This is a genomic window from Aneurinibacillus sp. REN35 (assembly GCF_041379945.2).
GTDB lineage: Bacteria > Bacillota > Bacilli > Aneurinibacillales > Aneurinibacillaceae > Aneurinibacillus.
Genome location: NZ_JBFTXJ020000011.1, coordinates 12,515 through 32,763 on the forward strand (window position 1 = coordinate 12,515; position 20,249 = coordinate 32,763).

Consider the following 20,249-nt stretch of genomic DNA (forward strand, 5'->3'; position numbering starts at 1 on the left):
ATCGCGTAGAAAGAATCTATGCGATTCTTTTTTTGTGGATAAGTGAAGGATAAAAATGCTGTGAATACGTTTGTTATATTCTCAAATGTTAATAGAGTATGGTATTCTATACATTTAGGGAAAGCTTAAAAAAAACTGCCAGTTTGCGTGGTGATATAAACATGGATTTTGATACGATTACAGCGATTGCAACACCGCTTGGTGAGGGCGGCATTGCCATTATTCGCGTAAGCGGACCTGCAGCAGTCGAAGCTGTGGATAAGATATTTAAAGGTCGAGAAGCTTTATCCACTGTGGATAGTCATACGATTCATTATGGCCATCTTGTGGATGAGACTGGTGATGTACTTGAAGAAGTTATGGTATCAATTATGCGAGCACCGCGTACGTTTACGCGGGAAGATGTGGTTGAGGTTAACTGTCACGGCGGGATTGTCTCGGTTAAGCGTGTGCTTGACTTAATTCTGGCTCAGGGCGTACGTATGGCTGAACCGGGGGAATTTACGAAGCGGGCATTCCTCAACGGACGGATTGATTTGTCACAGGCGGAAGCGGTCATTGACTTAATTCGTGCAAAGACGGATCGGGCGATGAAGGTAGCGGTCAATCAGGTACAGGGTAAGTTGTCAACGCTGATTGGTAAGCTTAGACACCAACTGGTTGAGCTGATGGCGCATATTGAGGTGACAATTGATTATCCGGAGCATGATGTGGATGAGGTTACGCGGAATCTGCTCTCAGAGAAGAGCCGTTGGGTACAGGATGAGATTGGGAAAATGCTGCGCACAGCCAAACAGGGAAAAATCCTGCGGGAGGGTCTGTCGACGGTTATTGTCGGTCGGCCGAATGTAGGCAAGTCATCTCTTCTCAATAGCTTGCTACAGGAAGTCAAGGCCATTGTCACCGATATTCCAGGTACGACCCGTGATATTATTGAGGAATACGTTAATGTGCGGGGCGTACCGCTTCGTTTAGTTGATACAGCGGGCATTCGAGAGACAGAGGATATTGTTGAGCGGATCGGCGTCGAGCGCTCACGCGAGATGCTTGGCAAAGCTGATTTAGTTCTTTTGATTCTGAATTTCGGTGAAGAATTGACCGATGAAGATCGTAGTCTGCTAGCTATCGTCCAGTCGATGAATGCAATTGTCATTGTCAACAAAACCGATTTACCACAGCGTATTGACCTGGAAGAAGTACGAAGTCTTGCAAAAGAGATTCCGCTTGTGACGATTTCTGTAAAGGAAGAGCAGGGCATTGAACAATTGGAGGAGGCGATTGCGTCTCTGTTTTTTGCAGGCTCCGTACAGGGCGATGATTTAACGTATGTAAGTAATGCCCGTCACATTCAGTTGTTAAATGAGGCTCATAGAACGATAGGCGAAGCGATTGAGGCAGTAGAGAACGGATTGCCTGTAGATATGGTGGCATTTGACATTCGGCGTACGTGGGAGCTGCTTGGTGAGGTAGTTGGTGATGCGGTGAGTGATGACTTGATCGATCAGATTTTTTCTCAATTTTGCCTTGGAAAATAAGTAAGGTTGCGCGTATGTCGCGCAGAGGAGGAAGTACAAAAAGATGGGATATCAAGCAGGTTCATTTGACGTGATTGTGGTCGGAGCCGGACACGCGGGGGCTGAAGCAGCACTCGCTGCAGCCCGGATGGGTTGTTCGACACTGATGTTGACGATAAATCTTGATATGATTGCTTATATGCCGTGCAATCCGTCCATTGGCGGACCGGCTAAAGGTCATGTTGTGCGTGAAATTGACGCACTTGGCGGAGAGATGGGCAAAAATATTGATAAAACATATATACAGATGCGGATGTTGAATACGGGGAAAGGGCCTGCGGTTCATGCGCTTCGCGCCCAAGCAGATAAATTCTTGTATCAGCATACGATGAAGCAGACGATTGAGAATACGGAAAATATCGTTCTGCGGCAAGGAATGGTGGAGGACCTTCTTGTCGAAGACGGCATATGCAAAGGCGTTATTACAAAAACAGGTGCAGAATACGAAGCAAAAGCAGTGATCCTAACCACGGGTACGTATATGCGCGGCAAAATTATTATTGGTGACTTGCAATATGAGAGCGGTCCGAATAATATGCAGCCGTCAGTTGAGTTATCCCACAACCTCAAAAAGCTTGGTTTCGAGCTTGTACGTTTTAAAACCGGTACACCGCCCCGTGTACACAACAGCTCTATCGACTATAGCAAAACTGAGATTCAACCGGGTGATGACATTCCACGGGCATTTTCGTATGAGACAACAGAATTTCTTACTGAAGAACAGCTGCCTTGCTGGCTGACATACACGAATGAAAAAACACATGAGATTATTAACAATAACCTTCACCGTGCACCGATGTTCTCAGGTGCCATTGAAGGAACAGGACCGCGTTATTGTCCGTCCATTGAAGATAAAATTGTACGATTTAACGACAAGCCCCGTCATCAAATCTTCTTGGAGCCGGAAGGACGTAATACGGAAGAGGTATACGTACAAGGATTATCGACCAGTATGCCGGAAGAAGTGCAGCTTGAAATTCTGAAGACGGTAGATGGCTTGGAAAATGTAAAAATGATGCGGGCCGGTTATGCGATTGAGTATGATTCTATGGTGCCGAACCAATTGTGGCCGACACTGGAGACAAAGCGTGTATCAGGATTATATACAGCAGGCCAGTTAAACGGAACCTCAGGCTATGAAGAGGCGGCAGGCCAAGGCATTATGGCCGGAATCAACGCCGCATTAAAAGTGCAGGGCAAAGAGCCGCTTATTCTTGACCGCTCACAAGCATACATTGGTGTAATGATAGATGATCTAGTAACCAAGGGAACGAATGAGCCGTACCGTCTGCTGACATCGCGTGCGGAATACCGCCTGCTGCTCCGTCATGATAATGCGGATATGCGTCTGACAGAAATCGGACATGAGATTGGTTTGATTCGCGAAGAACGCTATCAGCGTGTTCTTGCGAAGAAAGAAGCGATTGAGGTAGAAAAGGAACGTCTGCGTACAGTGAAGGTTGGACCGAAGCCGGAAGTGCAGCAAATGCTGCGTGATGTAGGCTCTAAGGAACTCGATAACGCAATTGATCTATATTCACTGCTGAAACGACCGGAAGTAACGTATGCACATCTTGCACAGCTTGTACCTGCGGATATAGAGGTACCTGAAGATGTGGCGGAGCAGGTTGAGATTCAGATTAAGTATGAAGGGTATATTCGTAAGCAGTTGCAGGACGTGGAACGCCTGAAGAAAATGGAGAAGAAAAAGCTTCCAGAAGACCTTGATTATATGAACATTCAAGGTCTTGCGATGGAAGCACGTCAGAAACTTGAGAAAGTGAAGCCGCTGTCTATCGGGCAGGCTTCCCGTATCTCCGGCGTAACGCCAGCTGATATCTCCGTTCTGCTTATTTACCTTGAATCGTATAGAAAAGTCGCCAACTAGGAGAAGAGTATGGATGCAGCTACATTGCGGCAGATGGCCGCAGATAGAGGACTTGTCTTATCAGATGAGCAGCTTGCGCAATTTGAGACGTATTATGAGCTGCTTGTAGAGTGGAATGAAAAGATGAATTTAACAGGGATTACTGAGAAGCCCCAAGTATATGAGAAGCATTTCTATGATTCTATTACCCCTGCATTCTATTATGATTTTACGGAAGTAGGAAGTGTTATCGATGTAGGTTCAGGGGCAGGCTTTCCCGGTATTCCATTAAAAATTTGCTTTCCAGCGCTTGAGCTTACCATTCTAGACTCGCTGAACAAACGCCTGGTTTTCCTACAAGAAGTGGTAAATCAGCTCGGACTCACGCATGTTTCATTTGTTCATAGTCGGGCAGAGGATGCGGGCAGAGATAAGAAATACCGCGAACAGTTTGATATTGCAACTGCTCGTGCCGTTGCTCGTATGAACGTGCTGGCTGAATTATGCATGCCATTTGTTAAGCCGGGCGGTTCGTTTCTTGTTATGAAAGGCTCTAACGTAGAGGAGGAGCTGACAGAGGGCAAGAAAGCAATTAAAGTTTTGGGCGGAAAAACGGAGAAGGTGGAGACGTTCGATCTGCCGGAAGAGCAGTCAGAGCGCAATATTGTTATGATTCGTAAACAGCAGAAAACACCAGGAACGTATCCAAGAAAAGCCGGTACACCGTCTAAAAAGCCAATTATATAAAAATACAGAAGGGCAGCTAATCTGGCTGCCTTTTTTGCCTATTTTCTTTGTGTTTCACGTGGAACATCCGGCAGGAAACAACCTGGCAAATGGCGAATATTGAAAGTGGAAAGAAGGAGAGTGGGTGGTGTCTTATTTATGAAAGATCAGTTTTCACGTTTATTTGGACTGACGGAACGTACCGATCAGGAAGAAATTCGGCATATCCCCGTTGCTAAGATTGTACCCAATCCTTATCAGCCCCGAGCAGTATTTGATGACGATAAAATCGATGAGTTATGTGAAACGATTAAAGTGCATGGGGTCATTCAACCTATTGTTGTACGGGCAAGGAATAACATATTCGAGATCATCGCTGGAGAGCGGCGCTGGCGTGCAGTGACTCGTCTTGGCATGGAGAAGATTCCTGCTATCATAAAGGAATTTAATGATGAGCAGGCGGCCTCTATCGCTTTAATTGAAAATCTGCAGCGCGAAGGATTAACTCCGATTGAAGAAGCCATTGCGTACCAGAAATTAATTGATATTCATGGCTTAACACAAGAAAGCCTGGCGAATCGTCTGGGTAAGGGACAATCGACCATCGCCAATAAGCTGCGCCTGCTTCATCTGCCACAGCCGGTACAGGATGCATTGCTTGGTCGAAAGATTTCTGAACGGCATGCTCGAGCATTGTTAACACTAAAGGATGAAGCCCTGCAATTAAAAGTGTTGGCGGAGATTATCGAAAAAAATTGGAATGTGAAACAGACGGAGCAGCGAATTAAGCTATTAATAGAAAAACAAAAAGAGAGGCCGGGGCAGAAGCGTCGTTCTTTCTCAAAAGATATGCGCCTGGCTATTAATACGGTGCGCCAGTCGGTTGATATGGTGCTGCAAAGCGGTCTGAACATCCAAACAGAAGAAGAGGACCACGAAGAATTCTACCAATTTGTCATCAAAATCCCGAAAGAAAAAAATAGCCCAAAAGCAGAGTAAAGGGTTGTTGATTGGAATAATTGAGGGGTGAGAGCTATGGGCAAAATCATTGCGGTCACGAACCAAAAAGGCGGCGTCGGAAAAACAACCACCTCTGTAAACTTAAGCGCCTGTATTGCGAAGGAAGGCAAAAAAGTGCTGCTGGTTGATATTGATGCCCAGGGAAATGCCACAAGCGGCATCGGTGTGGAAAAAGCGAATGTCAGGTATTGTGTTTATGATGTGTTGATTAATGATATCAATACATTGGATGCGATTCTTCCGACAGAGATTGAAGGTCTTTTTGTCTTGCCTGCCACCATTCAATTAGCCGGAGCGGAAATTGAGCTAGTACCCGTCTATTCGCGTGAGAAGCGATTGAAGAAGGCATTGGAGGTCATACAGGATAAGTACGATTATATTATTATCGACTGTCCGCCTTCGCTGGGCATATTAACAATTAATGCATTAACAGCGGCTGACTCTGTGCTGATCCCCATACAATGCGAATACTATGCGTTGGAAGGGTTAAGTCAACTGCTGAATACGATTCGTCTTGTACAGAAGCAACTGAACCGCAATTTATATATTGAAGGTGTATTGCTCACGATGCTTGATGCCCGTACGAACTTGGGCATTCAAGTTATTGAAGAGGTGAAGAAGTATTTTCAGGAAAAAGTATATGGAACGATTATCCCGCGCAATGTGCGGTTGAGTGAAGCGCCCAGCCACGGTCAATCTATTATCACGTACGATCGTCGTTCTAAAGGAGCGGAAGTATACAGCGACTTAGCCAGAGAGGTGATCGGAATTGAGTAAGCGACTGGGGCGAGGGTTGGATGCGTTGATTTCTGCGACTGATATTGATGAAGGAGATCATATCCTCCAAGTAGAATTGAAAAAAATCCGACCCAATCCGTACCAACCCCGCAAGCATTTTGCTGAGGATGCGCTGCACGAACTTGCTGATTCGATTCGGGAACATGGCATTGTCCAACCGCTAGTAGCAAGAAAAAGTGTAAAGGGCTATGAACTGGTAGCAGGTGAGCGCCGATTACGTGCCGCTAAGCTTGCTGAAGTCGAGCATGTTCCTGTTGTTATACGCGAGTTTACAGATGAGCAAGTGATGCAGATCGCATTAATTGAGAATTTGCAGCGGGAGGATTTGAATGCGATTGAGATTGCGCAGGCTTATCAGAAGCTGATGTCTGCTTTTTCGCTAAAACAAGAAGAGCTCGCCAAGAAAGTAGGAAAAAGTCGACCGCATGTAGCTAATTTTTTAAGGTTGCTGCAGCTACCAGAAGAAGTACAGGAAAGTGTTTCACGTGGAACATTATCCATGGGACACGCCAGGGCGCTATTATCTTTAGAAAAAGAAAAAATGAGGATTGATTTAGCTAAAGAGGTAGAGAAGAAATCACTGAGTGTCCGCGAACTTGAAGAAATCGTAAAAAAAATCAGCGAAAAAAAGAAAGTTTCACGTGAAACAAAGCAGACAGATCAACAACGCTTTGTGAAAGATCTGGAGGAGCGGCTTCGAATGACATTCGGTACATCGGTACAGATTAAACCCGCCAAAAACTCTCGCAAAGGTAAAATTGAAATTGCGTACTTCTCCGAAGATGATCTAGAGAGAATCTTAGAAATTATCGAGAATCATAAAACGTAACCAAGGCAACCTGCGGATCTCAGGTTGCCTTCACGATTTTTCGAATGAAAAAGGGGGATGATGAGCATGCGCACAATTTATCTAGACAACGCAGCTTCCACCTGGCCTAAACCAAAAGAAGTAAGTCAAGCTGTAGCCGCATGTATTGAGGAATATGCTGCAAATCCTGGGCGCGGTGGTCATAAATTGTCAATGAAAGCAAGCAAATCAATTTATCAGGCACGGGTTAAGATCGCCCGCTTATTTAACGTAAAGAACCCAAACGACATTATTTTCACTTCCAATGCCACACATGCACTTAACCAGGCGATTAAAGGCTTTGTAAAGCCGGGTGTACATGTAATTACGACTTCACTTGAACATAATTCGGTTCGTCGCCCATTAGAGTTTTTGCGGAAGGAAGCAGGAATTGATGTTACATATATAAAGCCGGAGAATCACCAATTTTCGTTGGAGGCGATTCAATCAGCCATTCGTACGAATACAGCGTTAATCGTAGTGAGTCATGCTTCGAATTTATTGGGTACGATCGCTCCGATAAAAGAGATTGGTCGCATGGCACAGGAAGCGGGCATTACGTATTTGGTGGATGCCTCGCAGACCGCCGGGATTCTTCCGTTAGATGTGGAAGAGATGCATATTGATATGCTTGCATTCCCCGGACACAAAGGATTGTACGGACCGCAGGGAACAGGTGGATTGTATGTCCATTCTTCTATTGAGCTGATTCCGCTGTTGCATGGAGGAACAGGCAGCCGTTCGGAAGATATCGATCAGCCAATGACAAGACCGGATCGGTATGAAAGCGGTACGCTGAATACACCAGGTATCGCCGGGTTGGCTGCAGGCGTTGAGTTTGTTCTTGGTACCGGCGTAGATGCAATCAGAGAGAAGGAATGGCGACTTACTCGCTTATTGCTGGAGCGCATTGAAGCGATGGAAGGGATTCATGTATTCGGCCCGGCCAAAGACGTGGAGCGTGTCGGGGTTGTTCCGTTTATGATAGATGGAATTGATGCGTCTGAGCTTGCGTATATTCTGGATCAGGAGTATGGGATTGCGGTACGGGCAGGCTTTCATTGTACGCCACTGGCACATGAGACAGCAGGCACAAGTGATACGGGAGCTGTGCGGGTTAGTTTTGGTTATTTTAACGAAGAAGAAGATGTCGAAGCATTGCTAATAGCCTTAGAGGAGATTATGGAAGCCTTCGCGCTATAGAGAGAAGAGGGGAGCAGCAGGAGTCATGGTATTACTGGGTACAGTCATCAATGCGGTTGCGATCATTATAGGGGCGCTGCTAGGTTCATTATTGTCTGGAATTAAAGAGAATATGCGGGTTACTGTGATGCAGGGGATCGCATTGGCCGTTTTCGTATTAGGGCTTCAGATGGGCATGTCGTCTAAGAACTTTTTGTTGGTAATCGCAAGTCTTGTCATAGGAAGTATCTTGGGAGAATGGTGGAGAATTGAAGAGCGGCTTCAATCGGTAGGCACTTGGCTGGAGCGGCGCGTAGGAAGTAAAGGAAAGGGGAGCATATCCACTGCGTTTGTAACGACTACACTGGTTTATTGTGTAGGTGCTATGGCGATATTAGGTTCGCTCGACAGCGGACTTAGAGGAGATCATCAAGTATTGTTTACGAAAGCCATGCTGGATGGATTCTCAGCGATTATTTTTGCATCTGCTTTAGGAATAGGCGTGATCTTTTCGGCTATCCCTGTATTCCTATATCAAGGTATTTTGTCATTGAGCGCATCGTTTATTTATCAGATTGTTGATGAGAAGATGTTGATGCTGATCGTTGATGAGATTACGGCTACGGGCGGTATTATGATTATGGCCATTGCGATTAACCTACTGGATCTTAAAAAGATTCGGATTGCTAATATGCTGCCTGCGCTGCTCATCGTATCCATCGGAGTTCCTCTTATAGAGAAGTGGCCTGCTATACAACGCTGGATTGAGAATATACTATAACGCAAGAGAAGAGCATATGTTTCACTGCCTGGCAAAGCAACAAGTCATTAGCGGTGAATCATATGCTCCTTTTTTATTCCGTTGCTCTGTGATAAAACGAATTAGCGTGTAGCTTATGCATATAACGAGGGGCAGAGTCTTTTGCTTGAGAAATAGCGTTATATAATGAATTGGCAATGACTTCACCCATCTTCATCACAACGCTCAGACGTGTATTTTGCAGAACAAAATACTCCATAAATCCACCAATGTTTACGATTCCAGTAATATGAAACGTACCGACTTCAGGCAATTGCTTTTTTACACCTGCTCCTGGTTTAATGGGGCCGTGTGCTACAGAAATCTTACCGACGCTGTTGAGTTGTCCAAGACAGGCGTCTATGGCAATAATAAGTGGATTGGCATGATTTTTCTTCACATAATCAATCGTCTCTTGAAGATTAACGGCATGTACAGGGGAATCAAGGGTGCCATAAATGGATACGTTATTTGGATACAGGCGCTCTAAATTCGATCCGACAATAGGACCCAGGGCATCTCCGGTTGAGCGGTCCGTTCCAATACAGAAAACGACAAGCTCAGGATGTCCGCGATAGACGCGGATCCGCTGTTGAAGGTGCTGGCTTAATAGTTCGGTGGCTTGTTCCTCTGAATGGTCAATACGAAACGGATTGGGCGGGTACATTTGTACCGTATTGTTGTCGTTCACCATGCGTACCTCCCGTAAAAAAAGAATGTTATCAGTATACGTCGAAATTTCGAAAAATATACTACAGTATTACTTTATTCAGAGGCCGGAGAAAAAGGGACAAATTCAGTTTTGCTTCTTAAAATGATTTTATTAGTGTTTATACCACTTGCTCGCTTGTATGACACAGAGTAAAGTGCATTTGGTATATGACGGGACAATCAATTTCTGCTATATTTTTGTACAGAGTATGATAGATACGTGATAAAGGAGATAAGCATGCATACATGTATTCTTATTGCATTTGACTCCACCCAGCAGGCGCTGCGAGCAGAAATGCTGCTTGAATACGCAGATATTGATGTGGATACGAGACCGACACCAAAGGAAATTACGGCGGGCTGTGCGCTGTCCATTGATATTCCCGCAGCAGATTTTTCCGTTGCCAGCCGCATAATTAGAGATGAAAAGGTAGAGATAAAAGGGTATTATCATATGGTAGAAGGTATGTATGAGCCTTTTGTCAAACAGGAAGAAGCTGAGTGTGAGGCATAAAAACAAGGACAGGAGGAGTCATTTCGGTGGATTTTACCAAGTATTATGATGATTTTATCGTCTATATTACCGATGTGGAAAAATGGATTGCATTCGGTAAAATCGCATTAAAAATTATTGTCATTCTGATTCTGGCAAAGATCATCGTGAGCGTTGCCAGTGCAGCCGTGAACCGGATATTCCAACAGCGTGAAGAGACAACATCAGGAAGATTAGATCGTTTTCGAATGGATACGCGCCGCAGCCAAACGATGCGGACACTGATTAACAATGTGATCAAATACACGATTTATTTTATTGCGTTTTTAAATGTGTTTACCTTTCTCGGCTATGACCCGAAGCCGCTTTTAGCAAGTGCAGGGGTGCTGGGATTAGCTATTGGTTTTGGAGCACAAAACCTTGTGCGGGATGTAATTACCGGTTTCTTCATTATTTTTGAAGATCAGTTTGCGGTTGGGGATGTTATTACTGTAAATAATGTAACCGGAACAGTACAGGAGATTGGTTTGCGGGTTACACGTATCAAGATTTGGACAGGAGAGGTATATATCGTTCCGAATGGCAACATTACAGAGGTGACGAACCTATCTGTAGCCAATTCGCTTGCGGTTGTTGATGTGAGCGTATCGTTAAATGAAAATATTAATGAAGTAATAAAATTACTAGAAGAATCAGCGCCAAGATGGCAGGAAGAGTACGACCAAATTGTAGCTGCCCCTACTGTCCTCGGGGTAGAGCGATTTGGCGCATCCGATGTGGTGATCCGCATTATTGCAGAGTGTGAGCCGACGCAGCATTTCCCTGTCATGCGTGGATTGCGGGCAGATATTAAGCGGATGTTTGACGAACGCGGCATCGAGATTCCGTATCCGCATATGGTAATGATTCCGCAACGTGGTGAGAATGAACAGGCAAGCAGTAGTAATAAAGATGTCAAGGACTCAAAAGCTTCATCTTAAGAGAAAAAGAGGGGGTACGACGATGGAGCACAAGCAGTTTGCGCTAGGCGACATTGTGGAGATGAAGAAGCAGCATCCATGCGGAACGAACCGTTGGAAAATCATCCGGATGGGAATGGATATTCGATTGAAGTGTATGGGGTGTGAGCACAGTGTCTTAATCCCGCGCCAGAAGTTTGAAAAAAGCCTGAAAAAAGTATTGGTTCGCGCAGAAGAATAGGCAGTACAGCAAAAAGCGAAGACAACGTGGATGCGGTCTTCGCTTTTTGTATGGACTATTGTGGTTTGGATTGAGCACTTTCAAAAGCCATCAGCAAAATCGGCTTCTTCATCTCTTCAGTTAGCTGTCTTTCGAGAGCTTGAATCTTATCCACCTCTTTCTCGGATAGAGCAGCAGGCGGAAATTCTTGTAAGTATTCGTTTGCCATCGGTGTCACCTCCTCGCCATAGTATGTCCTGCAATGGCAAATTAAAGAGGATGAAGTTTGCTTTTTTACAGCCGAGCAATCATGCTATAATGGTGAAAGTGTTTTTGGAAATTAAAATGAGGAGTGTTTACATACATGGCGAATTCTTGTGGGATTGTAGGTCTTCCGAACGTAGGGAAGTCTACACTGTTTAATGCAATTACACAGGCGGGGGCCGAGTCTGCCAACTACCCGTTCTGTACCATTGAGCCAAATGTCGGCATCGTAGAGGTGCCAGATGAGCGACTTAAAAAGTTGACGGAGATCGTAGTACCGAATCGGACCGTACCTACTGCCTTCCAATTTGTCGATATCGCAGGCTTGGTGCGTGGTGCCAGCAAAGGGGAAGGTCTCGGCAATCAGTTCCTATCCCATATCCGGGAAGTGGATGCGATTGCGCACGTTGTACGCTGCTTCGAAGATGAGAACATTACGCACGTGGAAGGAAAAATCGACCCGATTAACGATATTACGACCATTAATCTAGAGCTGATTCTTGCGGACCTAGAATCCGTGGAGCGACGCGTTGATCGTCTAGGCCGGAAAGTAAAGTCAGGGGATAAGGAAGCAAAAGTAGAATATGATGTTCTGATCAAGCTAAAGGAAGCGTTGGAGAACGAGAAACCAGCCCGTAGCCTTGAGTTGACAGATGATGAGAAGAAACTTGTGAAGCATTTTCATCTGTTGACGATGAAGCCCGTATTGTATGTGACAAATGTAAGCGAAGATGGCATCCATGAAGCGGAACAAGGTCAAAATCCGCATGTGGAAAAGGTTAGAGAGTTTGCTGAAGCGGAAGGATCAGGCGTTGTCATCATCTCCGCCAAAGTAGAGTCGGAAATTGCGGAGATGGATGAAGAAGACAAGGCAATGTTCCTAGAAGAACTTGGACTGCAAGAGTCAGGGCTGGATCGCCTGATCCGTGAAGCCTATACGCTCCTTGGTCTCATTACGTACTTTACCGCAGGGGTACAGGAAGTGCGCGCATGGACGATTCGACGCGGCACGAAGGCGCCTCAGGCGGCTGCTGTGATCCATAATGATTTTGAACGCGGCTTTATTCGCGCGGAAGTGGTCGCATATGATGATCTAATCGCTGCCGGTTCTACAGCGCAGGCGAAAGAAAATGGTAAATTCCGTTTAGAGGGAAAAGAGTACGTTGTAGCGGACGGAGATGTAATGCATTTCCGATTCAATGTATAACAGTAAATCGGTTTAAAAAATACTTGCAGTGGATATTTAATTTCAGTATAATTGTAAAATGCGAGTTTAGAATTGCCACGTGTGAAACGGGCTCGCTCCTTGTCCCATAATATGATGGGACCGCTTAGACCAAAAGGAGGTGAATAGTATGCGCAAATACGAAGTTATGTACATCTTGCGCCCGGACCTTCAAGAAGAAGCCGCAAAAGCAAACGTTGAACGTTACTCCAATGTAATTACGGAGGGCGGCGGCCAAATGGAGAAGGTTAATGAAATGGGCAAAAAGCGTCTGGCATATGAAATCGAAGATCATCGTGAAGGTTTCTACGTGCTCATGAACTTCCAATCCGAGCCGCAGGCTGTTACTGAGATGGAACGTCTGATGAAGATTAGCGACGATGTGATTCGTTATCTTGTTGTTCGTGAAGACGAAAAATAAGTCTGATGATTTGGAGGGGTTATCTTGTTGAATCGTGCGATACTGTTAGGCCGATTAACGAAAGATCCAGAGCTGCGCTATACACCGAGCGGAACGGCCGTAACTACCTTTACGCTTGCCATTGATCGTCGTATGACGAATCAACAGGGTGAGCGGGAGACGGATTTTCTTCCGATTGTAGTATGGAGCAAGTTGGCCGAGCTATGTGCGCAGTATCTGAAGAAAGGACAACAAGCCGCTGTAGAGGGGCGCATCCAGGTGCGTAATTACGAGAACAAAGAAGGCCGCCGCGTCTATGTGACGGAGATTGTGGCCGAGAATGTTCAGTTCCTGAGCGGTGGACAAGGCCAAGGCGGCGGAGAATCTTCGTATGCTGGAGGCTTTGATAAGCCGGCTTCTTCATTTGGAGGAGGCAGCGGTGGTGGCGGTCGTTCCCGCGATTCATTCAATGATAATCCCTTTGCTGACGATCAGCGACCAATTGATATCTCGGACGATGATTTACCATTTTAATAACGCTTCGGTATGAAAATAAAAAAGGAGGGAATTCTCATGGCACAACGTCGTGGACGCGGCAAGCGTCGTAAAGTGTGTTATTTTACTTCCAATAAAATTACACACATCGATTATAAAGATGTAGATTTGCTGAAGAAATTCGTCAGCGAGCGCGGTAAGATTTTACCTCGCCGTGTGACAGGTACTTCTGCAAAATATCAGCGTATGCTGACAGTTGCAATCAAACGTGCTCGTCAAATTGCTCTGTTGCCTTACGTAACAGAGTAGGATAGATGATAAAAGAGGCAGAGAGATATTCTCTTGCCTCTTTTTGCGTCTTATCGTGTGTTTGTTTGCCACATAGCGGATGTGTATGATAAATTTAATTAGATTGTTTACTAGATGATGATGTGAAGGATTGAGGTGAAGCGTCTGTGCAAAGTAATGTGAGGGCTATGTTAGAAGGCGCCTTTATGAGTACGATTTTTCTCGTGCTCCTTCTTTTAACGGTATATACTCCCTTGAGCATTGTTGCCGCTTTTGCACTGCCCGTACCATTCTCGTTGTACGGATATCGTCACGACACGAAGATGGGAATTATAACTGTATCGGTTGCCGTGATGCTCTCCTTTATTTTTACCAGTTTTCCAGGGCTTCTGCTTTCTCTGCCAGCAGCCGTTATGGGACTGGTCATGGGGATTGCCTACAAAAAGAAAAAGCCTGCAGGCCAGGTACTTGTGCTTGGAATGCTGACTGAGTTGGCCTTTATGTTTGTTAGTTTTGCATTGGTGATTGCGATTATGCAGACCAATCCGGTTAACGATATGATTAAGGGAATGCAGATGATGTCCAATCAAGTGTTTACCCAGATGCAGGCCCAGGTAGATCAATCGATTAATCAGCTTCCGCCTGATCAGAAGAATGGGGCGCAGGGTAATCAATTGAGACAGATGAAGGAATCGATGGAGAGTATGAAGACGCAGCTTCCTTCGATTATCTCTTCGATTATTCCTACTATATTAATTACATCGTCTCTGCTTGCAGCTCTTGCAAATCATGCGCTTTTCCGCCGAATTGCACAGCGGATGGGGATGCAGATTCAGGCGCTGCCTGCTTTACATAATTTGCGTTTACCGCGTTCGGTTTTGTATTATTATCTTATTGTACTCTTTTTGTTTATGATCAAAGAGATACAGGATTACCGATTTCTCTATATGATCGTACAGAACGCGATGTTCTTGATGCCGCTTTTGTTTAGTGTTCAGGCATTGGGCTTCTTCGCCTACTGGATTCATAGGCGCAATCGCAGCAAGGGGCTTCTCGTTCTTGTGGTAATCTTATTTCTTATTCCGCCGTTTAGCTATATACTACTCTTAATAGGGGTTCTTGATGTAGGGTTTAACCTGCGGAATCGATTCTTTCAATAATAGGAGCTGAGTATATGCCGAAGTTCCTGGCAAAACGCTGGTTTGGCTCGCATATCATTCTTGCTCTCGTTTTTTGCCTGCTGGCGGCCGGATTGCTTGCCGTGTACGTGAATTGGTTATTTGGGCTGCTCGGATTGATGATCGTAGCGAGCAGCGGATATCTTGCTTTTCATAATCAGCGGCTTTTTCGTGAGGACATGGAGAATTATATCTCGACGTTAAGCCATCGAATCAAAAAGGTAGGCGAAGAGGTTCTTACCGAGATGCCAATTGGCATTGTGCTCTATAATGAAGAAAAAATCATTCAATGGCACAATCCATATGTACAGCAGATGACCGAGAGTGAAAGCGAGACGTTGATCGGCGAGTCACTGCTTGACGTGTTTCCTCCACTTACAGATATGAAGGAGAGTCAGCAGCAGGGTGAATTGACGTATCGTAAGCGTATATACGATGTCATACATCGTCCGGAAGAAAGGCTTCTGTACTTCCAGGATATGACCGAGTTTAAAGAACTGCAGATGCACTATCGGGAAGAGAAACTGGTGTTAGGTATTGTCCATCTCGATAATCTTGATGAAGTAGCACAGGGGATGGATGAGCAGAGCCGCAGCTTTTTGCTGACGAATGTGACAGGCGCAATTACGAAATGGGCGCATCGATACGGTATTTATCTGCGCAGGTTCTCTTCTGATAAGTTCCTTGCCGTGTTCGATCAGGGAACACTACAGCAGTTGGAAGCAACCCGGTTTGACATCCTCGATGTTGTGCGGGAGATGACGAGCAAGAACAAAATCCCAATTACGCTTAGCATTGGTGTCGGAGCCGGTATTGATACATTTATCGAATTGGGTGAAATGGCGCAGTCAAGCTTGGATGTAGCGCTGGGCCGCGGTGGTGATCAGGCGGCTGTAAAAGTCAAAGATAAAATTACGTTCTATGGCGGAAAATCGAATGCGGTAGAAAAGAGAAACAGGGTACGTGCTCGTGTGATCTCTCATGCGCTGCGTGATCTGATGCTTGAGAGTGATCTGGTGTTGATCATGGGCCATAAGATGCCGGATATGGATGCGATCGGAGCCGCCATTGGGGTATTGAAGGCCGTTCATGCGACACAAAAACAGGGCTATATCGTATTGGATGAAAGCAATCCTGCGATTGAGAGATTGATGCAGGAAGTAGAAGAGCATGAATATCTTGATGACTACTTCATTACGAGTGATCAGGCACTGCAAATGGTTACGAAACGAACGCTTGTCGTTGTTGTAGATACGCATCGTCCGTCAATGACTATTGAACCGCGCCTGCTAAATGCAACCCATAAGGTTGTGCTGATTGATCATCACCGCCGTTCAGAAGAATTTATTGCTGATCCTGTACTTATTTATCTAGAGCCGTATGCATCCTCGACAAGCGAGTTGGTAACGGAGCTTCTGCAATACCAAGGGGATAATTTGGCGCTTGATACGCTTGAGGCGACCGCACTTCTTGCGGGCATTGTAGTAGATACGAAAAGCTTTGCGTTCCGCACAGGCTCGCGGACATTTGAAGCGGCCTCCTTTCTCCGGCGCAAAGGAGCAGATACTTCGCTTGTCCAGGTGCTGTTGAAGGAAGATTTAACCCAATATATCCGTCGTTCCGAGATTGTTCAACATACAGAGATTCTCGGCGGCTCGATTGCTATCGCAACCGGAAAAGAAAATGAAAAGTACGGCCAACTGCTTATTGCGCAGGCAGCGGATACGTTGTTGACGATGGCTGGCATTGAGGCTTCCTTTGTCGTCTGCCGCAGACCGGACGATCTGGTGGCGATTAGCGCCCGCTCCTTAGGAGATTTTAATGTCCAGGTCGTAATGGAGCAGATGGGCGGCGGTGGGCATCTGAACAACGCGGCAACGCAGGTAAAGGATGTCACCGTTGAGGAAGCGATGGAACAGCTAAAACAAGCAATTAAGAATTACCAAGGGGGGAAACTGAAATGAAAGTAATTTTTCTACAAGATGTAAAAGGACAAGGGAAAAAGGGAGAAATCAAGGAAGTTTCCGAAGGTTATGCACGTAATTTCCTGCTGAAGAAGGGGCTGGCGCAAGAAGCGACTACAGGCAACTTGAAGATGCAGGAAGCACATAAACAAAGTGAGAATAAGCGCAAGCAGGAAGAATTAGAAGAAGCGAAGAAATTGGCTAAAGTAATGGAGGATACAACCATTACCGTTACAGCTAAATCAGGTGAAGGCGGTCGTCTGTTTGGCGGTGTAAGCTCTAAGCAGATTGCTGAAGAGCTGAAGAAAGCAAATTTCAAAGTTGATAAACGCAAAATTGAATTGCCTGAACCGATTCGCACTCTCGGCTACACGAATGTGCCGATCAAATTACATCAGGAAGTTACAGCGACAGTGAAGGTACATGTCGTTGAAGAATAGAATTGAGGGATAGACCATGAGCGATATTTTCCTCGATCGTATTCCACCCCAAAACATAGAGGCCGAACAGGCCGTTTTGGGGGCTATTTTTTTGGAACGGGAAGCACTGATTACAGCGACCGATGTTCTAGGAGCAGAAGATTTCTACCGGACCGCGCACCAGCGTATTTTTCAGGTGATGGTTGATCTTGGTGAGAGAAATGAGCCGGTAGACCTTGTGACGGTGACAGCGGAGCTAGAGAATCGCAAGCAGTTAGATGAGGTCGGTGGTGTCTCGTATCTGACTGATTTGGCGACGACAGTGCCGACGGCTTCAAATGTGGAGTACTATGCCCGGATTGTAGAAGAGAAATCGACCCTGCGTCGGTTGATTCGTGCCGCAACAAAAATCGTTACAGACGGCTATACGGCCGCAGAAGACGTTCCCGGCCTATTAGGTGAAGCTGAGAAGTCGATTATGCAGATTTCTCAGCGTCAGCGTACATCAAGCTTCCAGCATATTAAAGATGTGCTCATGGAGACGTACGAATATATTGAGACATTGTCCAACAATAAAGGGGAAATTACCGGGCTGCCGAGCGGATATCCGGATCTTGATAAGATGACAGCAGGGCTGAAGCCATCAGAGCTCATCATTCTGGCTGCCCGGCCAGCGGTAGGTAAGACGGCATTCGCCCTGAATGTAGCACAGAACGTCGCAGCGCGCGCGGGTGCTCCTGTCGCGATTTTTAGCTTGGAGATGTCAGCGACGCAGCTTGTGCAGCGGATGATCTGTGCAGAAGGAAACATTGACGCCCAGCGGATGCGGACAGGATACTTCATGGAGGATGACTGGCATAAGCTGACGATGGCGATTGGTACGCTGGCGAGTGCCCCGATTTATATTGATGATACGCCCGGGATTACGATCAGTGACATCCGCTCCAAATGCCGCCGCTTGAAGACGGAAGTAGGGCTTGGCCTCATTCTTATCGATTACCTGCAGCTGATTACCGGGAAGAAGGGCGGCAGCGGGGATAATCGTCAGCAGGAGATTTCGGAGATTTCTCGGACATTGAAGCTGATTGCCCGTGAGTTGGAATGCCCGGTCATTGCCCTCTCCCAGCTGAGCCGTGCTGTTGAACAGCGACAGGATAAGCGTCCGATGCTGTCGGACATTCGCGAAAGTGGCTGCTTATCTTATGATACACTGATCACTCGAGCTGATACGGGAGAGCAGGTAGAAATCGGATCGCTGGTTGGACAGGAAAACATTCCTGTTTTAAGCATGCGAGAGGATTTGAAGTTGGAAGTAGCTACGATCAGTAAAGTGTTTAGCAGTGGTTATAAGCGGCTGTTTGAATTGAAGACGGCCAGCGGACGCACGATTAAAGCTTCCGCTAATCATCCTTTTTATACGGTAAACGGTTGGAAACCTGTGGAATCACTACAGGCAGGCAATCGGGTTGCTGTTAGCAGGAAGGTTGCTCTTCATAACCATTGCAGTGATGAAGAAAAAATGAGTGAAGAAGAACTCGGATTGCTGGCTCATCTCATTGGTGACGGCTGCGTGTTATCAAGACAGCCGATTCATTATACAAGTCAGGATGAAGCCAATCTACAATATGTGGCAGAGGCGGCCCAAGCATTGTTTGGAATTATGCCACGTTTCGTCAAACAGGATACGTGGAAGCATATATATCTTCCGTCTCCTTATCGCTTAACTAGAGGAAAGCATCACCCTATTACTCTTTGGTTTAAAAAGATGGGGATCTGGGATCGTCGATCTTACGAGAAAGCAATTCCTGCATGTGTATTCAAGCAGCCAAAAGAATCGATCAGTTTATTTTTACATCATCTTTGGGCTACGGATGGTTGTGTTTATTATAAGAAGGACAAGCAGGGAAAAATCTATTACAGCAGTACAAGCAAAAAGCTTGCCCAGCAGGTTCAACATTTACTGCTTCGTATGGGCATAATAAGTACTCTGCGTATGGTACCACAAGGCAAGCATCGGCCTGGTTACCATGTTATTATTTCAGGTAAGGAAATGCAGAGGTTATTTTTAAAAGAGATTGGCTGCTTTGGTGCTCGTGGTGAGAAAGCGAATGCTCTGTTGGCCGCGCTAGAGATCCAGCGCATGAATCCAAATCGAGATATTGTTCCAAAAGAAGTATGGAGCTACGTATCGGAAATAAAAAATCATTATGGACTGAGCTGGAGAAAAGTTAGCAGTGGACTTGAAACGGCTTATTGTGGGTCTACCTTAATGAAAAGCGGGTTGTCAAGAGACCGCATGCTTCGATTATCTGAGGTGATTCCGGATAAGAGGCTATATGATCTCACTCATTCGGATTTGTATTGGGACGAGATCATATCAATTACGCCACTTGAGATAGAAGAAGTTTTCGATGCTACAGTTCCTGGAAATCACAACTTCCTTGCTAATGATTTTATTGTTCATAACAGCATCGAGCAGGATGCCGACATGGTTGCCTTCTTGTACAGGGATGACTACTATGATAAAGAAACAGAACGAAAAAACATCATCGAAGTTATTATCGGTAAGCAGCGGAGCGGTCCAACTGGTACAGTAGAGTTAGCATTTTTGAAGGAGTACAACAAATTCGTTAGCTTAAGCCAGCATGATGATGGAGGACAAGGATAAGCCGTGCATAGATTTTGAAAAAATCTCTATCCTACATGATAGGGATTTTTTCTTTTTTATACGGCATTGTCGAACAAATCATAGAGATAAAACCCGATTGTTCGGTTTTTATTGACATACGGAAATGCCGTTGCTAAACTTAATATGTTAGA

Annotated in this window: 21 protein-coding genes; 19 read left to right on the plus strand and 2 right to left on the minus strand. The window is 45.6% G+C overall.

The genetic code is table 11. The features are described 5' to 3' along the window. Window positions 1-161: 161 nt before the first annotated feature. The 8 genes from mnmE (at window position 162) to AB3351_RS17700 (ending at window position 8,795) form a co-directional block, all read left to right on the plus strand. Window positions 162-1,535 carry a tRNA uridine-5-carboxymethylaminomethyl(34) synthesis GTPase MnmE gene (gene mnmE, locus AB3351_RS17665; RefSeq protein WP_371148472.1) on the plus strand — a complete coding sequence of 458 codons (1,374 nt, stop codon included), beginning with the start codon at window positions 162-164 and terminating at the stop codon, window positions 1,533-1,535. Window positions 1,536-1,578: 43 nt separating this feature from the next. Beyond that, window positions 1,579-3,462, plus strand: coding sequence for a tRNA uridine-5-carboxymethylaminomethyl(34) synthesis enzyme MnmG (gene mnmG, locus AB3351_RS17670; RefSeq protein ID WP_371148473.1), 1,884 nt, complete (start codon window positions 1,579-1,581; stop codon window positions 3,460-3,462). Window positions 3,463-3,471: 9 nt separating this feature from the next. Further along, window positions 3,472-4,188 carry a 16S rRNA (guanine(527)-N(7))-methyltransferase RsmG gene (rsmG, locus tag AB3351_RS17675; protein ID WP_371148474.1) on the plus strand — a complete coding sequence of 239 codons (717 nt, stop codon included), beginning with the start codon at window positions 3,472-3,474 and terminating at the stop codon, window positions 4,186-4,188. A gap of 138 nt (window positions 4,189-4,326) precedes the next feature. Next, entirely contained in the window at window positions 4,327-5,166 is an 840-nt protein-coding gene (noc, locus tag AB3351_RS17680) for a nucleoid occlusion protein (RefSeq protein ID WP_371148475.1), read from the plus strand. A 36-nt stretch (window positions 5,167-5,202) separates the two neighbouring features. Next, window positions 5,203-5,964 (plus strand): ParA family protein, encoded by a 762-nt coding sequence (locus AB3351_RS17685; protein ID WP_371148476.1) that lies wholly within the window; start codon window positions 5,203-5,205, stop codon window positions 5,962-5,964. Then, window positions 5,957-6,814, plus strand: a complete 858-nt coding sequence (locus AB3351_RS17690; RefSeq protein WP_371148477.1) for a ParB/RepB/Spo0J family partition protein — start codon at window positions 5,957-5,959, stop codon at window positions 6,812-6,814. The genes AB3351_RS17685 and AB3351_RS17690 overlap by 8 nt, the downstream gene beginning before the upstream one ends. Before the next feature lie 66 nt (window positions 6,815-6,880). Further along, a complete protein-coding gene (locus tag AB3351_RS17695) occupies window positions 6,881-8,035 on the plus strand; it encodes an aminotransferase class V-fold PLP-dependent enzyme (RefSeq protein ID WP_371148478.1) in 1,155 nt (384 codons plus the stop codon). 25 nt (window positions 8,036-8,060) lie between these two features. Continuing rightward, window positions 8,061-8,795 (plus strand): DUF554 domain-containing protein, encoded by a 735-nt coding sequence (locus AB3351_RS17700; RefSeq protein WP_371148479.1) that lies wholly within the window; start codon window positions 8,061-8,063, stop codon window positions 8,793-8,795. 73 nt (window positions 8,796-8,868) lie between these two features. Here AB3351_RS17700 and yyaC read toward each other — a convergent pair whose 3' ends face one another. Beyond that, a complete protein-coding gene (yyaC, locus tag AB3351_RS17705) occupies window positions 8,869-9,507 on the minus strand; it encodes a spore protease YyaC (RefSeq protein ID WP_371148480.1) in 639 nt (212 codons plus the stop codon). A 255-nt stretch (window positions 9,508-9,762) separates the two neighbouring features. Between yyaC and AB3351_RS17710 the strand changes: the two genes are divergently transcribed. Genes AB3351_RS17710 through AB3351_RS17720 form a run of 3 tightly spaced genes read left to right on the plus strand, consistent with a single transcriptional unit; the run spans window position 9,763 to window position 11,217 of the window. Then, window positions 9,763-10,038, plus strand: a complete 276-nt coding sequence (locus AB3351_RS17710; protein ID WP_371148481.1) for a DUF3343 domain-containing protein — start codon at window positions 9,763-9,765, stop codon at window positions 10,036-10,038. 26 nt (window positions 10,039-10,064) lie between these two features. Beyond that, a complete protein-coding gene (locus AB3351_RS17715; RefSeq protein WP_371148482.1) occupies window positions 10,065-10,997 on the plus strand; it encodes a mechanosensitive ion channel family protein in 933 nt (310 codons plus the stop codon). Between the two features lie 22 nt (window positions 10,998-11,019). Continuing rightward, entirely contained in the window at window positions 11,020-11,217 is a 198-nt protein-coding gene (locus AB3351_RS17720; RefSeq protein WP_371148483.1) for a DUF951 domain-containing protein, read from the plus strand. A gap of 55 nt (window positions 11,218-11,272) precedes the next feature. Here AB3351_RS17720 and AB3351_RS17725 read toward each other — a convergent pair whose 3' ends face one another. Continuing rightward, window positions 11,273-11,425, minus strand: a complete 153-nt coding sequence (locus AB3351_RS17725; protein WP_371148484.1) for a hypothetical protein — start codon at window positions 11,423-11,425, stop codon at window positions 11,273-11,275. 135 nt (window positions 11,426-11,560) lie between these two features. Between AB3351_RS17725 and ychF the strand changes: the two genes are divergently transcribed. From ychF to AB3351_RS17765, 8 genes are all read left to right on the plus strand, one after another. Then, window positions 11,561-12,667: a redox-regulated ATPase YchF gene (gene ychF, locus AB3351_RS17730; protein WP_371148485.1), complete on the plus strand. Its 1,107-nt coding sequence runs from the start codon at window positions 11,561-11,563 to the stop codon at window positions 12,665-12,667. A 148-nt stretch (window positions 12,668-12,815) separates the two neighbouring features. Further along, on the plus strand, window positions 12,816-13,106 hold the full coding sequence (rpsF, locus tag AB3351_RS17735) for a 30S ribosomal protein S6 (protein ID WP_371148486.1): 291 nt from the start codon (window positions 12,816-12,818) through the stop codon (window positions 13,104-13,106). Window positions 13,107-13,130: 24 nt separating this feature from the next. Next, entirely contained in the window at window positions 13,131-13,619 is a 489-nt protein-coding gene (locus tag AB3351_RS17740) for a single-stranded DNA-binding protein (RefSeq protein ID WP_371148487.1), read from the plus strand. Window positions 13,620-13,658: 39 nt separating this feature from the next. Continuing rightward, entirely contained in the window at window positions 13,659-13,889 is a 231-nt protein-coding gene (rpsR, locus tag AB3351_RS17745; RefSeq protein ID WP_021619993.1) for a 30S ribosomal protein S18, read from the plus strand. A 185-nt stretch (window positions 13,890-14,074) separates the two neighbouring features. Continuing rightward, on the plus strand, window positions 14,075-15,028 hold the full coding sequence (locus AB3351_RS17750; protein ID WP_371148488.1) for a YybS family protein: 954 nt from the start codon (window positions 14,075-14,077) through the stop codon (window positions 15,026-15,028). Window positions 15,029-15,042: 14 nt separating this feature from the next. Next, entirely contained in the window at window positions 15,043-17,010 is a 1,968-nt protein-coding gene (locus AB3351_RS17755; protein ID WP_371148489.1) for a DHH family phosphoesterase, read from the plus strand. Then, on the plus strand, window positions 17,007-17,450 hold the full coding sequence (rplI, locus tag AB3351_RS17760) for a 50S ribosomal protein L9 (RefSeq protein ID WP_371148490.1): 444 nt from the start codon (window positions 17,007-17,009) through the stop codon (window positions 17,448-17,450). The genes AB3351_RS17755 and rplI overlap by 4 nt, the downstream gene beginning before the upstream one ends. Window positions 17,451-17,466: 16 nt before the next feature. Then, the gene (locus AB3351_RS17765) at window positions 17,467-20,097 is read left to right on the plus strand and encodes a replicative DNA helicase (protein ID WP_371148491.1); all 2,631 of its coding nucleotides are present in this window, start codon (window positions 17,467-17,469) and stop codon (window positions 20,095-20,097) included. The last annotated feature ends 152 nt before the right edge of the window (window positions 20,098-20,249 follow it).